At 72.4% G+C, this 16,534-nt stretch carries 16 protein-coding genes; 7 read left to right on the top strand and 9 right to left on the bottom strand.

The window, feature by feature from the left end:
- Positions 1 to 19: 19 nt before the first annotated feature.
- The 3 genes from ppsA to R4Z63_RS29400 form a co-directional block, all read right to left on the bottom strand.
- On the bottom strand, positions 20 to 2,461 hold the full coding sequence (gene ppsA / locus R4Z63_RS29410; protein ID WP_384448482.1) for a phosphoenolpyruvate synthase: 2,442 nt from the start codon (positions 2,459 to 2,461) through the stop codon (positions 20 to 22).
- A gap of 115 nt (positions 2,462 to 2,576) precedes the next feature.
- Positions 2,577 to 3,257 (bottom strand): helix-turn-helix domain-containing protein, encoded by a 681-nt coding sequence (locus R4Z63_RS29405; RefSeq protein WP_037916720.1) that lies wholly within the window; start codon positions 3,255 to 3,257, stop codon positions 2,577 to 2,579.
- An 83-nt stretch (positions 3,258 to 3,340) separates the two neighbouring features.
- The gene (locus R4Z63_RS29400; protein ID WP_384448479.1) at positions 3,341 to 3,502 is read right to left on the bottom strand and encodes a hypothetical protein; all 162 of its coding nucleotides are present in this window, start codon (positions 3,500 to 3,502) and stop codon (positions 3,341 to 3,343) included.
- A 175-nt stretch (positions 3,503 to 3,677) separates the two neighbouring features.
- On the opposite strand from R4Z63_RS29400, the gene R4Z63_RS29395 reads away from it, so the two are divergent.
- Complete coding sequence (locus tag R4Z63_RS29395; protein WP_052030091.1) at positions 3,678 to 5,105, top strand: MBL fold metallo-hydrolase RNA specificity domain-containing protein; 1,428 nt, start codon at positions 3,678 to 3,680, stop codon at positions 5,103 to 5,105.
- Positions 5,106 to 5,174: 69 nt separating this feature from the next.
- Here R4Z63_RS29395 and R4Z63_RS29390 read toward each other — a convergent pair whose 3' ends face one another.
- Together R4Z63_RS29390 and R4Z63_RS29385 are read right to left on the bottom strand one after the other, a co-directional pair.
- The gene (locus tag R4Z63_RS29390; protein WP_384448476.1) at positions 5,175 to 5,996 is read right to left on the bottom strand and encodes an ABC transporter permease subunit; all 822 of its coding nucleotides are present in this window, start codon (positions 5,994 to 5,996) and stop codon (positions 5,175 to 5,177) included.
- Positions 5,993 to 6,913, bottom strand: coding sequence for an ABC transporter ATP-binding protein (locus R4Z63_RS29385; protein ID WP_384448473.1), 921 nt, complete (start codon positions 6,911 to 6,913; stop codon positions 5,993 to 5,995). Before R4Z63_RS29385 ends, R4Z63_RS29390 begins: the two co-directional genes overlap by 4 nt.
- A 240-nt stretch (positions 6,914 to 7,153) precedes the next feature.
- On the opposite strand from R4Z63_RS29385, the gene R4Z63_RS29380 reads away from it, so the two are divergent.
- The 3 genes from R4Z63_RS29380 (at position 7,154) to R4Z63_RS29370 (ending at position 12,217) form a co-directional block, all read left to right on the top strand.
- Positions 7,154 to 9,448, top strand: a complete 2,295-nt coding sequence (locus R4Z63_RS29380; RefSeq protein ID WP_384448470.1) for an ATP-binding protein — start codon at positions 7,154 to 7,156, stop codon at positions 9,446 to 9,448.
- A gap of 424 nt (positions 9,449 to 9,872) precedes the next feature.
- Positions 9,873 to 11,036: a GDSL-type esterase/lipase family protein gene (locus tag R4Z63_RS29375; RefSeq protein WP_384448467.1), complete on the top strand. Its 1,164-nt coding sequence runs from the start codon at positions 9,873 to 9,875 to the stop codon at positions 11,034 to 11,036.
- 686 nt (positions 11,037 to 11,722) lie between these two features.
- The gene (locus R4Z63_RS29370; RefSeq protein ID WP_384448464.1) at positions 11,723 to 12,217 is read left to right on the top strand and encodes a hypothetical protein; all 495 of its coding nucleotides are present in this window, start codon (positions 11,723 to 11,725) and stop codon (positions 12,215 to 12,217) included.
- 323 nt (positions 12,218 to 12,540) lie between these two features.
- On the opposite strand, the gene R4Z63_RS29365 is transcribed toward R4Z63_RS29370, so the two are convergent.
- From R4Z63_RS29365 to R4Z63_RS29350, 4 genes are all read right to left on the bottom strand, one after another.
- Positions 12,541 to 13,065: a hypothetical protein gene (locus R4Z63_RS29365; RefSeq protein WP_384448461.1), complete on the bottom strand. Its 525-nt coding sequence runs from the start codon at positions 13,063 to 13,065 to the stop codon at positions 12,541 to 12,543.
- Positions 13,058 to 13,951, bottom strand: a complete 894-nt coding sequence (locus R4Z63_RS29360) for a DUF6286 domain-containing protein (RefSeq protein ID WP_384448458.1) — start codon at positions 13,949 to 13,951, stop codon at positions 13,058 to 13,060. Before R4Z63_RS29360 ends, R4Z63_RS29365 begins: the two co-directional genes overlap by 8 nt.
- 26 nt (positions 13,952 to 13,977) lie before the next feature.
- On the bottom strand, positions 13,978 to 14,160 hold the full coding sequence (locus R4Z63_RS29355) for a hypothetical protein (RefSeq protein WP_037916696.1): 183 nt from the start codon (positions 14,158 to 14,160) through the stop codon (positions 13,978 to 13,980).
- Between the two features lie 65 nt (positions 14,161 to 14,225).
- Positions 14,226 to 14,705 carry an Asp23/Gls24 family envelope stress response protein gene (locus tag R4Z63_RS29350; protein WP_037916693.1) on the bottom strand — a complete coding sequence of 160 codons (480 nt, stop codon included), beginning with the start codon at positions 14,703 to 14,705 and terminating at the stop codon, positions 14,226 to 14,228.
- A 171-nt stretch (positions 14,706 to 14,876) separates the two neighbouring features.
- Here R4Z63_RS29350 and R4Z63_RS29345 point away from each other — a divergent pair, with 171 nt between their 5' ends.
- The 3 genes from R4Z63_RS29345 to R4Z63_RS29335 are packed head-to-tail and all read left to right on the top strand — an operon-like array spanning position 14,877 to position 16,386.
- On the top strand, positions 14,877 to 15,452 hold the full coding sequence (locus R4Z63_RS29345) for an RNA polymerase sigma factor (RefSeq protein ID WP_052030088.1): 576 nt from the start codon (positions 14,877 to 14,879) through the stop codon (positions 15,450 to 15,452).
- Positions 15,443 to 16,060 carry an Asp23/Gls24 family envelope stress response protein gene (locus R4Z63_RS29340; RefSeq protein WP_384448454.1) on the top strand — a complete coding sequence of 206 codons (618 nt, stop codon included), beginning with the start codon at positions 15,443 to 15,445 and terminating at the stop codon, positions 16,058 to 16,060. The genes R4Z63_RS29345 and R4Z63_RS29340 overlap by 10 nt, the downstream gene beginning before the upstream one ends.
- Complete coding sequence (locus R4Z63_RS29335) at positions 16,057 to 16,386, top strand: hypothetical protein (RefSeq protein ID WP_384448451.1); 330 nt, start codon at positions 16,057 to 16,059, stop codon at positions 16,384 to 16,386. The genes R4Z63_RS29340 and R4Z63_RS29335 overlap by 4 nt, the downstream gene beginning before the upstream one ends.
- Positions 16,387 to 16,534: the final 148 nt, after the last annotated feature.

Raw genomic sequence — 16,534 nt, 5'->3', positions numbered from 1 at the left:
CTTCATGCGTCGTCTCCCTTCACTGTCCCGAGGGGGAGGCTGCGCCGCTTGAGACCATCGGGTCCCCGATGGGGCCGTTCGGCCCTCCCTGGGCCGGTTCGGCGGCGGCGACGTGCTGCTTGACGGCGGCGAAGCTGTCCGGGGCCACGGAGATGGAGTCGACCCCGGCCCCGACCAGGAACTCGGTGAAGGCGGGGTCGTCGCTGGGACGCTGGCCGCAGAGGCCGACGGGGCGGCCGGCGGCCCGGGCGCGGTGGACGAGGGTTTCGATGCTCCGGGTGACCGCCGGATCGGTCTCGTCGAAGACGTGGGCGAGGGCTTCGGAGTCGCGGTCGACGCCCAGGGTGAGCTGGGTCAGGTCGTTGCTGCCGATGGAGAAGCCGTCGAAGCGTGCGGCGAATTCCCGGGCCAGGATGACGTTGGCCGGGATCTCCGCCATGACGTAGACCTTCAGCCCGTTCTCCCCGCGCCGGAGGCCCTCCTCCGCCATGACGCCCAGCACCCGGTCGGCCTCGTCGAGGCTCCGGCAGAAGGGAATCATGACGATGACGTTGGTCAGGCCCATCTCGTCGCGGACCCGGCGCAGGGCCCGGCATTCGAGGGCGAAGCCCTCCCGGTATCCGTCGCTGTAGTAGCGGCTCGCGCCGCGCCAGCCGATCATCGGGTTGGCCTCGGCCGGTTCGAACGGCCCGCCGCCGACCAGGCGCGCGTACTCGTTCGTCTTGAAGTCGCTGGTCCGTACGACGACCGGGGCGGGCCACCGGGAGGCGGCGATCCGGGCGATACCGTACGCCAGGCGGTCACTGAAGTACCGCGTGCGGTCGAGGTGTCCCCGTGTCAGCCGGTCGACGGCGGCACGGTCGGCGGCGTCCAGGCGTTCGGGGTGCAGCAGGGCCATGGGGTGGACCTTGACCTGGTGCGCCACGATGAACTCCAGCCGGGCCAGGCCGACGCCGTCGGCGGGCAGGCGCCACCACCGGAAGGCCGCGGAGGGATCGGCGAGGTTGAGCATGACGCGTGTCCGGGTGGCGGGGATGTCCGCGAGGTCGGTCTCGGTCTCCTCGTAGGCGAGAAGCCCGTCATAGACCATGCCGCGTGCGCCTTCGGCGCAGGAGACCGTCACCTTTTGACCGTCGTGCAGGGCGTCGGTCGCACGGCCGGTGCCGACGACGGCGGGGACTGCGAGTTCGCGGCTGACGATCGCGGCGTGGGAGGTACGGCCGCCGTGGTCGGTGACGACGGCGGAGGCCCGCTTCATGATCGGTTCCCAGTCCGGGTCGGTGATGCCGGTGACGAGCACCCCGCCGGCGGGGAAGCGGTCGAGATCGACGGGCGAGTCCAGGACGACGACCGGCCCGCTGCCGATGGCTTCGCCGACGGCGATGCCGTCCACGACGGGGGCGTCGGGCACGGCCGTCAGGCGGCAACGGCGCAGGGTGGAGGCGGCACGACGGGACTGCACGGTCTCGGGCCGGGCCTGCACGATCCACAGCTCTCCGGTGAGGCCGTCCTTGGCCCATTCCAGGTCCATGGGGCAGCCGTAGTGTCCTTCGACCGCCAGTGCCCACTCGGCGAGGAGCCGTACCTCGGCGTCGGTCAGCACCCGCTGCGAGCGCTCCTCGGCAGTGGTGTCGACGGTCCGGGTCAGGCCGTGTTCGGCGTAGACCGCCTTCCGCCGCTTCGCCCCGACGCGGACGTCGATCAGCGGGTCCAGCCGGGGGGCCTTCAGGCTCGGCTTGAAGACGGTGTATTCATCGGGGTCGACCTGCCCGCTGACGACCGTCTCCCCCAGTCCGTACGCCGCACTGATGACGACGACCTCGGGGAATCCGCTCTCCGGGTCGAGGGTGAAGATCACCCCGGCTCCGGCCAGGTCCGACCGGACCATGGCCTGGACACCGACGGAGAGGGCGACCTGGAGGTGGTCGAAGCCCATCCGCTCCCGGTAGTCGATGGCACGGTCGGTGTACAGGGAGGCGTAGCAGCGGTGCACCGACTCCAGCAGCCGGGCTGCCCCGCGCACGTTCAGGTACGTCTCCTGCTGGCCGGCGAAGCTCGCCTCCGGCAGGTCCTCGGCGGTGGCACTGCTGCGTACGGCGACCTCCGGATCCTCCCTGCCTTCGTCGCGCCCCAGCTGCTCGTAGGCCGCGACGATCTCGGCCCGCAGCGCCGGGGGCAGCGGCTCGGCGAGGGTCATCGACCGGATCGCTGCCCCGACCTCGTCGAGCGCGTCGCCTTCGCGCAGGCGCGCGATCTGCTCCTCGATCCGCCCCCGCAGTCCGTGCCCGTCGAGCAGCTCTCCGTACGCGTCGGCCGTCGTCGCGAACCCGGGGGGCACGCGCACGCCGGCACCGGCCAGGTGGGCCGTCATCTCCCCCAGTGAGGCGTTCTTGCCCCCCACACTGCCGACGTCCTGCCGGCCGATCTCCGCGAACGGGACGACACGCCGGGTGCTTGCCATGACGACCTCCGGGCTCAATACGGGAGCGGGCGGCCGGACGGGGTGCGCAGGTCCGGCGGCGCGGGCTCGATGGGCTGCTTCGGGCGGGACCGGATCCGGATGTTTCGCTGCCCGCTCACTGCCTGACCACCCGGCGCCCGGTGATCCGGATCGCGGTGACCTTCATCCAGTGGGTCCGCGGACCGCCGGCCCAGGGCAGGGAGTACGCGACGGCGTCGAGCCGGGCGAGCTCCTCCGCATCCGTGACCCCCTCCGCCTCGCCCACGGCCAGGACGCTCCAGCCCAGGCGCGTGACGTCGTCCACATGGTCGACCTCGAAGGCCACCTCGGTGCCGGCGGCCCGCGCGAGCACCGCCTCGCCCGAGGTCCGGAACGCGATGTCGCGGCCCGCCACGACGTAGTTGACCGGAAGTATGGCCGGGCCCTCCGGCGTGAAGACGGCGACCCTGCCCACACCGTGCGTGGACAGCAGCCGCCGGCACTCGCCCTCGGACAACTCGACCAGCCTGGCATCCGACATGGCCGTCCCCCGACCCGGCGGGAATTCCGTCGTCGCGCCCGAGAGTTCGGCGGCGGTCGTCCCCAGCGCATCGGCGAGTCGCAGGAGGGAGCCGATCGCCGGCGCTGCCGCGTGCTCCTCCAGGTAGGTGATGTAGGCGCCGTCAGCCCCGCAGCGCTCGCCCAGTTCGTCCCGGGTGAGGCCGAGTTCCTCACGGCGCAGGGCGATCCGCCGCCCGAGGTCGGTACGTCCGGCCGGCGCCTCCGCGGCACCCGGCCCGTGCTGGGTTCTGCTCATCGTCTTCCCGTCCTCTCGGAGTCGCAGTTGTGTGGGGTGGCCCGGACCGTCGCAGCGCGTGCTGCGGCCGGGGAGACCGGTGGTCACGGTGGGTGCCCGTCCGATGCGTCCCGTGCCGGCCACGACGGCGGGGGCCTCGGGCCGACGTCCCCGTTCAGGACCCGGCCGCGCACGGTGACGGCTTCGGCGCGGACGACCGCGTCGGCTGCGGTCCGTCCGGAGTCCTGGAAGACGACTGCCTTCACGACACTGTCCTCCTGACTCACGTGCCTCGGGAGTTTTCACCGCCAGGCTGGGCCGGGCCCGACCGCCCGCACATGGGCCGGTCGGGCCCCTGGACGGGCCTGTCGGCCCCCTGCACGTCCGTGCGCGCGGTGCCATGGTGGAAACCGGACCCCCTCACCGAAGGGAGGGCGGGTCATGTCCGGGACAGCCCCGCGCCCCGCTGCCGCGTCGCCCAGACCCGCACTCCTGCGGTTGCTCGGTGCGGTACGCACGGTCACCGGTAGCAAGTTCCTCGTCGAGAGCGACCACGCCCGCGTCCTGGTCGACTGCGGGCTCTTCCAGGGTTTCGCGGATCTGCGCCGGCGCAACTGGGACAAGCCCGGATTCGATGCCGCGGACCTCCGCGCCGTCGTGGTGACGCACGCCCACCTGGACCACTGCGGCTACTTGCCGCGGCTGGTCCGTCACGGCTTCCGCGGTCCGATCCTCAGCACCCCCGGAACGGCCCGCCTCGCCGAGATCGTGCTCCGCGACAGCGCGCGCCTCCAGATGGAGGCCGCCGAGCACGCCAACAGCCACGGCTGGTCCAAGCACCGCCCCGCAAAACCGCTCTACGACGACACGGACGTCGAGAACACCTTGAAGTTCTTCGACCCGGTCGAAGTCGGCGGCGAAGTCGAGATCATGGCCGGAACGAAGCTGCGGCTGCACCACGGGGGGCACATCCTCGGTTCCGCCTGGGCCCGCCTCACGCTGGAGGACGGCCACACCCTGGCCGTCAGTGGCGACCTCGGCCGCCCCGGACACCCCCTGCTGCTGCCTCCGGAGCCGTTCACCGGTGCCGACGTGCTGCTGCTGGAGTCCACCTACGGCGACCGCCACCACGACCACGAGACGGCTCGGCGCGAGTTCGCCGGCGTGATCACCCGCACGCTGGCGCGGGGCGGGACCGTGGTCATCCCGGCGTTCGCGATCGACCGGACCGAGGTGGTCCTGCACGAGCTGGCCGCGCTGCGCCGGGAGGGCACGCTGCCGCGGAGCGTACCGGTGTACGTGGACAGCCCCATGGCGCTGGCCGCCCTGGACGTGTACCGCGCCGCCCTGCGCTCCCGCGCTCCCGAGCTGCGGCCCGAGATCCTGGCCCAGGGCGAGGCGGCGCTCAGCCCGGAGCCCTTCCTGGCCGCCCGTACCGTCCAGGAGTCCATCGACATCAACAGCACCACGGGCCCCGCGGTCATCGTCTCCTCCGCCGGCATGGCCACCGGCGGCCGGGTCCTGCACCACCTGCACCGGCTCCTGCCTGACCGCCGCAACGCCGTCGTCATCGTCGGCTTCGCGGCCGCCGGCACCCGGGCGCGTGACCTCGTCGACGGCGCCCGCACGCTGAAGATGTTCGGCGAGTACGTTCCCGTACGCGCCGAGGTGGCCGACGTACCCCACTTCTCCGCCCACGCGGATGCCGACCAGATCATCGACTGGCTGCGCTCCGCACCGCCACCGCACACCACCTACCTCGTCCACGGTGAGGAGACGGCCGCCGAGACGCTCCGGGACCGCATCGACCGCGAGCTGGGCTGGACGGCCGTCGTGCCCAAGCCCGGGGAGGCCGTCCTGGTCCGCTGACCGGGGCGATACGGACCCTGCCCCACGCACCGCACGCACCGCACGCACCGCGGACACCCCAGACACCGACTAGGGAGCCAGGTCCCGCCTCTTCAGCAACACGTGGCCCAGGGCGAATCCCACCACTCCGACTCCGACCAGGACTCCCAGCTGCGCCCACAGCGGGTGGCCCTGTGCCAGCGCGTCACCCGGCGTGTAGTAGTGGAAGGGGCTGACGAACCGCAGGGGCGCCGCCGCGGACCAGGCCAGCGCGATGAAGTTCACCGCGAAACCGACCGCGCCGAAGGCGATCGTCGCACCGATCACCTGGGCGCGCCGGCTCCCCCACGCCGACACCGCCAGCGCCGGTCCGGCCAGGCACAGTGCGAAGCCGAAGCCCATCAGCCCCGCGGCGAAAACACCGCCCAGCGGCACGTCCCGGTGGATGTCCGGCGACAGCCAGACGCCCGCCGCGACCGTCAGCGTCGCCGCGGCGTTGAGGGCGAAGGCGGCGATCACCACGGCGGCCGTCCGCTCGGCGAGGAGTCGGCTGCGGCTCACCGGGCGCACCATGACCAGCTCGATCGTCCCGGATTCCACGTCGGCCGCCACCGCGGCCGCGGCCAGCGCCCCGATCGCGGTCAACTGCATGGCGATCCAGAACGGATGCACCAGTCCGGCCCCGAGCAGCCCGGGATAGCTGGCGATCGAAACGGCACCGCCCGACCCGCTGAACGCCCGGTACGCCGATGGCGGACCCTTGCCCCCCGCCGAGAACAGCTGCCCCGGCGCGATGGTGTTCGCCACCACCACGATCAGGGCCTCGAAGACGACCATCCCGGCCAGGAGGGCCAGCAGCATCCGCCGGCGCCGGTGCAGCGCCAGCCACAGCAGGGGCCACCGCGTCGTCACGGCGCGGCCCCCTCGGCGCTGCCCTTGCGGTAGAGGTCCAGGAACGCCTCGTCCAGCCCCGCCTCCTCCACGATGACGTCGGCCACTCCCGAGGCCAGCAGGGCACGCAGGGCTTCCACCACTTCGCTCGGGGGGACGAGGAGCTCCACCCGGTCGCCCTCCCAACCCAGCACCCACCGGTCCGCGCTCCCGAGCGGGCGCGCCCCTCTCCCGTCGTCGAAGGCCAGCCGGATCCGGCGTGCCCGCGCCTCGCGGAGGGCAGCCACGCTCTCCACCGTGACCAGGCGTCCGTCCCGGACGATCGCCACGCGTCCGCAGGCCCGCTGCACCTCCGGCAGCACGTGGCTGGACAACAACACGGTACGGCCGTCGGCCGCGGCCTCCTCCATCAGCTCGAAGAAGGTCTGCTGCACCAGGGGGTCCAGCCCCTCGGTCGGCTCGTCGAGGACCACCAGCCGCGGATCGTGCTGCAGCGCCTGCACCAGGCCCAGCTTCTGCTTCATGCCGCGCGAGTACCCGCCCACCGTGCGCCGCAGGACCGCGGGCGTCAGGCCCAGCCGCTCGCACAGTTCCGCTCGCCGGGAGCACGGACGGCCCTGGAGCGCGCACAGGAGGTCGAGGGTCTGTGCTCCGGTGAGCTCCGGGTACAGCCGCAGCTCGCCCGGGAGGTAGCCGAGTTCCCGAGCCACCCGGCGGTGATCTCCGAGCGGGTCCATCCCCAGCACCCTGACGTGCCCGGCGGTCGGACGCAGGAATCCCGTCAGGCACCTGAGCGTCGTGGTCTTCCCCGCCCCGTTCGGCCCGAGGAAGCCGAACACCTCGCCGGGGCCGATGCCGAGGGTGAGGTCCTCCACCCCGACCACCGTTCCGTAGCGCTTGGTCAGTCCCCTGAGCTCGATCACATCCACGGTGCCCACCCCACCAGTCTGTGCCCTGGCCCGGACCGACGCGCGTGCGGCATCCCGGCGGGTGCCCCGGCACGGGTGCGCCGGTGGGTGTGGCTCCCGTCCCGGGCCCGGTGCGGGAAGCCGGCGCCCGCTCCGCTGTCGGCCGTCTTTCCCCGCAGTGGTGGCATGATGCCGACCGGCGGGTTGTCATGAGCCATGCTTCCAGACCGATCGGTTGACCGCGGCATCCCCGCGGAAACGACGAGCCTCGTGGGACGGAGCCATGACCTGGCCCTGGCCCGCCTGCTCCTGACACGGACACGCCTGCTGACCGTGACGGGGACCGCCGGCATCGGCAAGACCCGTGTCGCCCGCCGGGCAGCGCGCGACCTCCAGTCGTCCTACCCGCACGGGGTCTGTCCGGTGGACCTCTCACTCGTCCGGGACGGCTCCCTTCTCGTACAGGTCATCGCCCAGGCCCTGGATCTCCGGTGCCCGGACGCCGGCCGGGAGGGCTCTTTGACCGAGTACCTCGCCGACCGCCACCTGCTCCTGTTCCTCGACAACTGCGAACATCTCGCCGCCCACTGCGCACCGCTGGTCGGCGCCCTGCTCGCGGCAGCCCCGGACCTGAGGGTCCTGGCGACCAGCCGACACCAGTTGGGGGTGTACGGGGAGCACATCCTGGACCTGCGTCCGCTGGCCACCCCCGACCCGGACCGGTTGCCCGCGCCCGATTCCCTGCCCCGGTACGCCTCCGTGCAGCTCTTCGCCGAGCGTGCGGCGGCAGCGTCCGGAGGATTCCCGCGCCACCACGACGACTGGACGGCGGCCGGGCTGCTCTGCTCCAGGCTCGACGGCATCCCGCTGGCCATCGAACTCGCCGCCGCCTGGTTGCGCGTCCTGCCGGTCCGGCAGATCCTCGACCGCCTCGACCAGTGCACCCGTCTGCCCGCGCGGTCGGCCCCCACCGGCTCCGCCAGGCACCGGACGCTCCACGACGCGATCGACTGGAGCTTTCAGCTCTGCACCCCCGACGAACGCCGCATGTGGACCGAACTGTGCGTCTTCCACGGCGGGTTCGGGCTCTGTGCGGTGGAGGCGGTGTGTTCCGTGGCCGGCCCCGCGCGCCACCACACGCTCACCACCCTCGCGGCGCTGGTCGACAAATCCCTGCTGATCCGGGAGGACCATCCGGATGAAGCCCGCTACCGCATGCTGGAGACCATTCGCTGCTACGGCCTCGGCCGACTGCGTGCGGACGGCCGTGAAACACAGACCCGTCGACGCCACCTCGATCACTACCGCAGCCTCGTCGCGGACGGCGAGACGGACTGGTTCAGCCCCCGGCAGAGCGCCTGGTTCGCCCGCCTGCACCGGGACCAGGCCAACCTGCGGTCGGCCGTCGAGTTCGCGCTGACCGCTCCGGGTGAGGGAGAGGATGCCCTGGAACTGGTCGCCTCCCTCTGGAGCCACCACCTCGGCAGCGGCAGCCAGGAAGAGGAACGGCACTGGCTCGCACGCGCTCTCGCCCGCCACACCGCTCCGACTCCGGCGCGGGCCAAGGCCCTGTGGGCCGACTGCTGGCTTGCCCTGCTACGGGGCGACACGTCCACCGTCACCACCCGCATGGCCGAGTGCCTGGCTGTCTCCGAGGACCTGGGCCACGCGCCGATCCGGGCCCATGCGCGGCAACTCAGCGGCCTGCGCGCTCTATTACTGGACGATCTGAGCGGCGCGGTCGCCTCTCTCGAAGAGGCTCTGGAGCTCTACGCGACCGCAGGCGACCACGGCAACCAGTGGACGACCCTCTTCCTGCTCGCGGTCGCCTGCTCCCTGACCGGACATCCTGATGCCGCCGACCGGGCACGCCAGAGCCTGGCTCTGTGCGACAGCCACGGTGCTCGCTGGTCGCGCTGCTACGCGTTGTGGCTGATCGGCCTCCAGGCCTGGTTACGGTCGGACACGGGCGAGGCCGTCGACGCGCTCAAGGACGCGTTGCGCACCGAAGAGCCGGAGCGCAACCTGCTGGCCGTCGCACAGTCACTGGAGCTGCTTGCCTGGATCGCCGCGGCCGACGGGTCCGCGGGGCACAGTGCCGTCTTGTTGGGAATGGTCAGGGCCCTGTGGCGACGGATCGGTATCGCGCGGCCCGCGCTCGGCCGCCTGCTGCGGCACCGCGGCGCCTGCGAGGAGCAGCTGCGGCGCGCCCTCGGCGCGCAACCGCTGGAGGACGCGCTGCGTGCCGGTGCGGAGATGCCCTTGGCACGGGGTGTGGAAGCCGCCCTGGCATGGGAGCCCGCCGACACGTCGAAGGAGGGCGGCCCGCCGTCGCCGCTGACCCGGCGCGAGACGGAAGTGGTCGAGCTCCTCGTCCAGGGGTTGGCGGACAAGCAGATTGCCGCCCGACTGGTCATCTCGCCGCGCACCGTCGAGGGCCACGTCCAGCGGATCCTGGCCAAACTCGACCTGTCCTCCCGGGTCCAGGTCGTCACGTGGGCCGTCGGACTCGATCCGGCCGGAGAGCGGCGGGCCGCCGAAGCGCCCCCCTGGCAGAGTGCGTAGTTCCACCCGGTCGGGTCGGCCGGGTGAAACGGGTGGTAACGCGCTGCTGCGGCCCGCTGTCCGTGACGCAGACTGTGCCGTGCCTCCGGGTCCGAGCCAGGATCCGGTCCTGCCCCCTGGGCGTTCCGCGGAACGCCTCCCCGGGGCCGGAGCACGACCGGCTTCTCCCGGGGCGCCCCGGCCGAGGCCGTGCGGGCACGTGCCTGCGCTCCCGCTGTGCCGAACCCTTCCCGTGCCGCGCAACGGGACCGCCCGGAGTGGACCACGTACCGGTGGTCTTCGAAGGCGGTCCCCACGTCGGTCGAAGAGCAGCGCATCCCCATGGTTGTCATGCACGCGACCGTCGTCGCGGATCTTCCCGACGGCGGCACCACCCCCACACCCGCCGGGCCGCGCCGCCCGGCACATCCCCGAGGAGTTCGCCTTGCCCGCGAGCCGTCGCACACTCCGCCTCCTCACGCCGCTGACCGCGGCTGCGCTCGCCCTGCCGCTCGTCGTCATGGCGCCACCCGCCGGCGCCGCCCCCGCGCCGGATCCCAAGCCCACGGCCTCGGTCGCTCTCGGCGACAGCTACATCTCCGGTGAAGCCGGCCGCTGGAAGGGCAACAGCCTGACCAACGCCCAGGACCGCGCGGGGACCGACCGGGCCTGGACCGGAAGCGGCTACGACCCGGCCCGGATCTACGGCGGGTCCGCAGCCAACGGCTGCGACCGCTCCGACGTTTCGGAGGTCCTCAGCGCGCCCACCGTCGCCGAGAAACAGATCAACCTCTCCTGCTCCGGTGCCGTCACCGCCAACGTTCCGCGCGCGACCCACGGCGGTCAGCCCCTCAAGGGCGAGGCACCGCAGGCCGATCAGCTGGCCGCGGTGGCCGAGCGGTACGACGTGCGGTTGATCACCCTGTCGATCGGCGGGAACGACCTCGGGTTCGCCGACATCATCTCCACCTGCGTGCAGGACTACCTGTTCTGGTGGTCCTACTGCCATGACGACCAGCAGGACGCCGTCGACGCCCGCATGGACAGGGCGATGGCGGGAGTGCGCCAGGCGATCGACGAGATCCGTGCGGTGATGACCACGGCCGGATACGCCGGCGACAGCTACCGGATCGTCCTGCAGTCCTACCCCTCGCCTATACCGCGCAGTTCGGAAAACCGCTACCCGGAGAGCGGGTGGAGCCGCTACAGCACCGGCGGCTGCCCGTTCTGGAACCTGGACTCCGACTGGGCCCGGGACCGCCTCGTCCCGCAGATCTCGCGCGAGATCTCCAAGGTCGCTGCCGCCAAGGGCGTCCAGTTCCTCGACCTGCGCGACATGCTGCAGGGACGGGAGGTCTGCTCCAGGGCCACCCGCATGGCCACCCCGAACACCCCGCCGACCGCGACCACCAGCGACTGGGCCCGCTTCCTCGACATCGGCTCCAGCACCCAGGGCACCATCGAGGAGTCCTTCCACCCCAACTACTTCGCCCAACAGGCCCTCGGGCGTTGCCTCACGCTGCTCCACGCCGAACCGAACGGCAACTGGTCCTGCCGCAACACCAGCGGCCGCGATGCGAGCGGCATGTACCTCACGGCCGCCCCGTAGAACCACCGCCGAGGAGACGGCCGCCAAGGCGGTCGACGGCGACACCGACGGAGGGAACAGCGCCCCGTGGACGACGCAGGCAGGCGCGCGGCTCCGCGGATTCCACACCCCTCTTCCGCTCCAACGGAAGCCGGCCCCGGGGATCGGATGGAGCGGTGGGATTCGTGGGGCGCATCGTTGCCCTTCCCCCTGTTCGTGTATGCGGTCAAGGGGTGAATGCAGCGGCCACGGAAATGTGGGCGTGAGTCCGTAACGGGCCCAACCGATCACGGGACGGGGCGTGGTGCGGTGTGCGCTGTCGACGGCGGCGCACACTCCCGAGGGTCAGTCGTCCGAGCCCTGCCGAGCAGGAGGTGGACGGACCCGGCGGCGACCCTCCCGGCGATGGCCGCGGGCGCAGTGATCGCGGGGGACTTCGCACGGCGGGTCTCCGCCCGGTGACCGGCCGAGCGGAAATCCGCCAGGTGCCGAGAACCGGTGGGCGGACGGACGGCACCACCCGCCGGTCGCGGCGTCTCCTGCCCCCCCCTTGGGCTGCCGGTGGGCTGCTGCCGGTGCGCGTCCCATCGGGTGAAGACCCGGGGATGCGTGAATCCGCGGAGGCGAGGACCGGGGAAGGCACTGGTGGTCACACCCGCTCAGGGTGAGGCGACCACCCCTCCCCCGACACCGGAAAGCACACGCACATGACCCTGAGGAAGACCACCCGCGCCGGGCGAGCACTGATGGCGCTCGGTGCCCTGACCATGGCGGGGCTCCTGCCTGCCACCGCTGACGCCGCCATCCTCAATTCCGACCTCGAAGTCATCAGCGGCGACCCCGACCCGGCCCCACCCGGCGCCCTTGCGCCAGTACGCGCCCTGATCGCCAATCTGGGGCCCGCCACGACCACGGCACGCTTCACCGTGAACGTCCAGTTGCCGGAGGGAACCACCGCGGAGTCGCCGTTCTACCCGGACAACTGCCACGTTCTTCCCGGCAGCCGGGGCAGGCGTGTCCGCTGCACCGTGCCCGCAAGGCTCGCCCCGGAAAGGACGGCCTCTGTGCTGATCCCTGCCCGGATCGGCCAAGACACCGAATCCGGAACCCTCAGCGGTGGGCTGGTACAGATCGTCGCTCCTCTCGACGACCGCACTCCCGACAACAACGAGGCGCCCTTCACCATCGCGGTCGTAGAGTAGGCGGATCCTCGCGGGTCCGGCAGGTCGCTGCCGATTCGATCCCGCTGATCACGACTTGGATCGCCACGGCCCGGTCGGGTGACCCTGCCGCCCGCCCGGCATGCGGGCACAGCCGCCAGGTGCGGCTCGGCTTCACCGGCTTCCTCCCCGCACGGGTCGGTTCCGGCCCGGGAAGCGGGGGGCCTGCCGAGCGACCGGTTTCGAGGCGATGGTGATCCGTTCCCGCCGGATGGCGGCCGCCTCGTTGGGCCGGGCGACGGCCTCCTCCCCGGAGAAGGCCTGGTCGTTCGCCGAGGGCGGGCCATAGGCCTGCAGAGGCTGTGTCAGAGCACCCGACGGGGTCCGGGCCGTTGGACGCGCACGCGGATGCGGGTCTTCAGGTGCCGGGGGGAGAGCACGGCCGCAATCTGCGTGAGGACGCCGTGCGTCACCGCGGCCAGGACCTCACCGGGGTGGGCTCTGCTGTCCACGGTGAGGGTGACGGCCAGGGTCATCGTGGGCCCACGACCGGTCAGCCGGCAGCGGGCCCGCACGATCCCTGGGACGGCCGAGCATCCCGTTCGGACGGCACGGCGGACGGCCGCGCTGTCCAGGTGGCAGCCTGGCGCCAAAAGGCCCAGGCGGCGCGGAGCGCGCCGCGGGATCTGTGCGGTGAGCAGAACCAGGGAGGCCGCGAGGGCCAGCAAGCACACGAGGATCAGCAGCCCGGGCCCCGCTTGCCGCACCTGCCGGACTGCGGCGTCGGCGGCCTCGCTCTCGACCCTGCCTGCCGTGGCGGCCGCGGCAGTGAGAAGGGCGAGGCCGGCGACGGCGAGCACCATCCGGTTGAACACGGTGCGGCTACCCATCCGCGACCTCCGCTCCAGGCCGAACGGTTCCCGCAGGACGTGCCTCCCGGGCGCCAATGAGCACGAGCCGCACCTCGGGTTCCCCTGCCAGGCCCATGGACTCGACGGTCCGCGAGAGGACCTCGGCCGTCGCCTGGCGGAGTTCTGGAGGCCTGCCGAAGGCTGCTCGGGCCCGTACGGTGATCTTGCGGGTGGTGAAGCGGACGCTGCGCACCCGCAGTCCGGGTACTTCGGCGACGGCCGCCAGTACCCTACGGGCGGCGTGTTTCCGCGTCATCCGGGCCAGGACCGGGACCGGCTGCGGGCATCCGAGTGCCGACGTGCGCCGATGGCCGGGGGTGAGCGCCAGGAGGATCAGCCAACCCCCGGCGACGGCCGCCGCGAGGGCCACAGCCGGGCGCACGAAGGAATGGCTTGCGGACGTGCGCGCCAGTTCCTCCGCCTGTTTCCAGGGTGGTGGGGGCAGGCCGGGGGCATACCTGTGGCAGACGGTCCACAGCAGCAGGACCGACACGACCGCCGCGGCGGCAGCCAGTCCTGCGGCGGCGGTCCCGCGTCGGGACCACGGCCGGCGTCCCGTGAACGGTGCCGGGACGGCGGCCGCCGAGCCGGGGCGGCCCGGTTCGGCGGTGAGCTTACGGACCCGGATGTACGCGGGCGCGACGTCCAGACCGGTCAAGTGCCGGGTCCGCCCGACCAGGTGGTCGTGGAGGTGGGCCATCCGGTTGATGCCGTCCGGCGGCGTGAGCGGCAGGTCCACGTCCACGGTCACCCCCACGGAACGTCCGGTCCTGCTCGCGGTGCTGCGAAGGACGTGCCCACCGGCCGGTACGGCGATTTCGGCGCAGGCCTGCCGGGCGATCTTGGCCGCCACCCGGTCGGACACGACGGTGACACCCCGCTGGGCGGAGCTCACCGCTGCCCGCGCTCGGCGACCAGGAGATCACGCAGATCCCCGCCCCGCTCGGTGTAGCGGCCGGCCGCGTAGCCGAGCCCGCCCAGGGCTGCGACCAAGAGGAACGCGCCGAAGCCGCCGAACCAGCCGGCGAAACCCAACGCCATCCCGACCACCATCCCGAGAACGTCCCTGCCCATGACCGTCTTCCCTTCCCTCATCGACGACGTGCCGTACCGTCCGCAGACGGATCCAGGTGCGGGCGTCAGGACACCCGCGCCTCGGCGGTGTCGTCCCCGTCATCGCCGGGCAGGTGGACGTCGGTGATCGCGATGTTCACCTCCACCACCTCCAGTCCGGTGATGCGCTCCACCGCGGCAATCACGTTCTCCCGGACATCGCGGGCCACGTCGGGGGCCGGGACGCCGTACTCCAGCACCAGCTCCACGTCGATGGCGGCCTGGCGTTCACCGACCTCGACCTTCACCCCGCGTCCGACGTTGGGCCGCCCGCCGGGCACCCGGTCGCGTACGGCGCCGAGCGTCCGGGACAGGCCGCCGCCCATGTCGTGGACACCGGGGATCTCCCGGGCCGCCCGTCCAGCGATCTTGACCACCACGGTGTCCGCGATCGACGTCCTGCCGCGGGTACCTGCGGGTTCGCTCACTTCGGTCCGGCCCGCCCCGGGCACCGTGCCGTTGGCGTGTTCCGGGCGGGCCAGAGTCTTCTCCTGCGGTGCGGTCATCGCTTCTCCCTGGACTGGTGCGTCTGCGGTTCGTACTCCTTTGACACCGCGAGACCGCCGTTCGTTACGGGACCTTTTGCCGTGAACGGGTGAACAGCAGTGCGGATCGGTGCGGCGTAACGAAAGCCGGGCAGGCGGTGTCAAAGCAGTGGAGGCTGGAAGGAGCTCGTGTTGAACGCTCGGTGGGGTCCGGACGACGATGAGGCCGAGGCGGGTGACCGGCTGTTGGCCGTCCGGGCAGCGGAAGGGGACGAGGAGGCGTTCGAGGTGCTGGTACACCGTCACTCCCCGGCCGTGCTGCAGCTCGCCGAACGCCTCATGGGCAGTCGGTCCGAAGCCGAGGACGCCGTCCAGGACGCCTTCGTCAGCGCCTGGCGCAGCCTGCCCGAGTACCGGGGCGAGGCCGGGTTCGGCACCTGGCTGCACCGCATCGTCACCAACCGGTGCCTGAACCTGCTGCGGGCCCGCAGACACGCCGCCGACCTCGACACCATCACCGAGCCCGCGGCACCCGAACACCAGTCCTCGCCCGCCCGCGCCGCCGAGTCGCACGCGGCCGTACGCGACCTCGCCCAGGCCATGGGTGCACTCTCCGCGGAACAGAAGGTCTGCTGGGTGCTGCGGGAGATCGAGGGCCAGCCCTACGAGACGATCGCCCACACGGTGGGGATCCGGCCCGAAGCGGCCCGCGCACGCGTCTTCAGGGCCCGCCGCATGCTGACGGAGGCGATGGCCGCATGGCGATGAACACCCCCGATTCCCACGACCCGTTCGAGGACGAAGACCTCGAACTCCTCGCCTGCGGGCGGGACCTGGCGACCGTGTGGGAGCAGGCCGGCACGGCGGAGACCGACCCCCACAACGCCGACTGCACCTACTGCCGGCAGGCCGTCGCGGACCTGGAACACCTGCGCGCCGCCCTTCCCCCGACCACCGCACCGTCCGCCGACATCGACACCGCCACCGTGGTGCGGCGGGTCATGGACGCGGTCCGCATGGAGCTGCGCCCGGGACGCAACCTGCCGCTGGGCGAGGCGGACGAGGACAGCTGGATCTACGAATCCGTGGCCGCCCGCACCCTGCGCACCGCCGCCGAGGAGGTGCCCGGAGTACGGGCCGCCAGTTGCCGCATCACCCCGCCCGGCAGCCGCACCAGCCCGGCACGCGGTCCCGTCTCCGTCCGCCTCGGCATCACCGCCGCCTACGGGCTCGACCTGCAGGCCACCACCCGTGCGGTACGCGAGAGCCTCGCCCGCGCCGCCCGGGACCGACTCGGCCTGGCCGTCGCGGACCTGCACGTCACCGTCACCGACCTCCACGAACCCTCCGACCCGTCACAGGAGGCCGGGCCATGAAGAGCGAACGGGCCAAGGACCTCGCCCTGATCGTCGCCGAAGCCGTCCTCGCCGTCCCGGGCGTCGCATGCCTGCGCCCCGGCCTGCGCAGCTTCCTGCACACAGCGGGCACCCGACCGTCCGCCGCCCGTGGCCCCGGAGCACCGGGGGCCGCGGTGCGCATCACCTTCGACTCCCAGGGGTCGGTTGCCGGGCTGCAGGTCGATGTGGTCGTCCGCGCACCACAGCAGGCGGCCCGTACGGCCAGGGCCGTACGGGCGGCGGCCGCCGAAGCGGCAGCGGCCACACCGGTGACGGTGAAGGTCACCGTCACCGGCATGGTGTAACCGTCCCGCACAGCCGGCACCGCGCTCAGGGGAATCCGGGCCCCCTGTCGGCCGTGACGGCCGACAGGCGGCCGTTGCCCGCCGGTGCGGGGGAAGGGCTGGTCCGGGTGGCCCGTGCCCGTCGAGTGCGGGCACGGGCCACCCGTTC

The organism is Streptomyces sp. PL-29 (assembly GCF_058344425.1).
Note: the sequence above shows the minus strand (reverse complement) of the source record. Positions and strands in the feature narration are given on the sequence as shown.

Excerpts from the sequence above, each read along its gene's own strand:
- ppsA (WP_384448482.1), bottom strand. The coding sequence starts at position 2,461 with ATGGCAAGCACCCGGCGTGTCGTCCCGTTCGCGGAGATCGGCCGGCAG.
- R4Z63_RS29405 (WP_037916720.1), bottom strand. The coding sequence starts at position 3,257 with ATGAGCAGAACCCAGCACGGGCCGGGTGCCGCGGAGGCGCCGGCCGGA.
- R4Z63_RS29395 (WP_052030091.1), top strand. The coding sequence starts at position 3,678 with ATGTCCGGGACAGCCCCGCGCCCCGCTGCCGCGTCGCCCAGACCCGCA.
- R4Z63_RS29370 (WP_384448464.1), top strand. The coding sequence starts at position 11,723 with ATGACCCTGAGGAAGACCACCCGCGCCGGGCGAGCACTGATGGCGCTC.
- R4Z63_RS29365 (WP_384448461.1), bottom strand. The coding sequence starts at position 13,065 with ATGGGTAGCCGCACCGTGTTCAACCGGATGGTGCTCGCCGTCGCCGGC.
- R4Z63_RS29355 (WP_037916696.1), bottom strand. The coding sequence starts at position 14,160 with ATGGGCAGGGACGTTCTCGGGATGGTGGTCGGGATGGCGTTGGGTTTC.
- R4Z63_RS29350 (WP_037916693.1), bottom strand. The coding sequence starts at position 14,705 with ATGACCGCACCGCAGGAGAAGACTCTGGCCCGCCCGGAACACGCCAAC.
- R4Z63_RS29340 (WP_384448454.1), top strand. The coding sequence starts at position 15,443 with ATGGCGATGAACACCCCCGATTCCCACGACCCGTTCGAGGACGAAGAC.
- R4Z63_RS29335 (WP_384448451.1), top strand. The coding sequence starts at position 16,057 with ATGAAGAGCGAACGGGCCAAGGACCTCGCCCTGATCGTCGCCGAAGCC.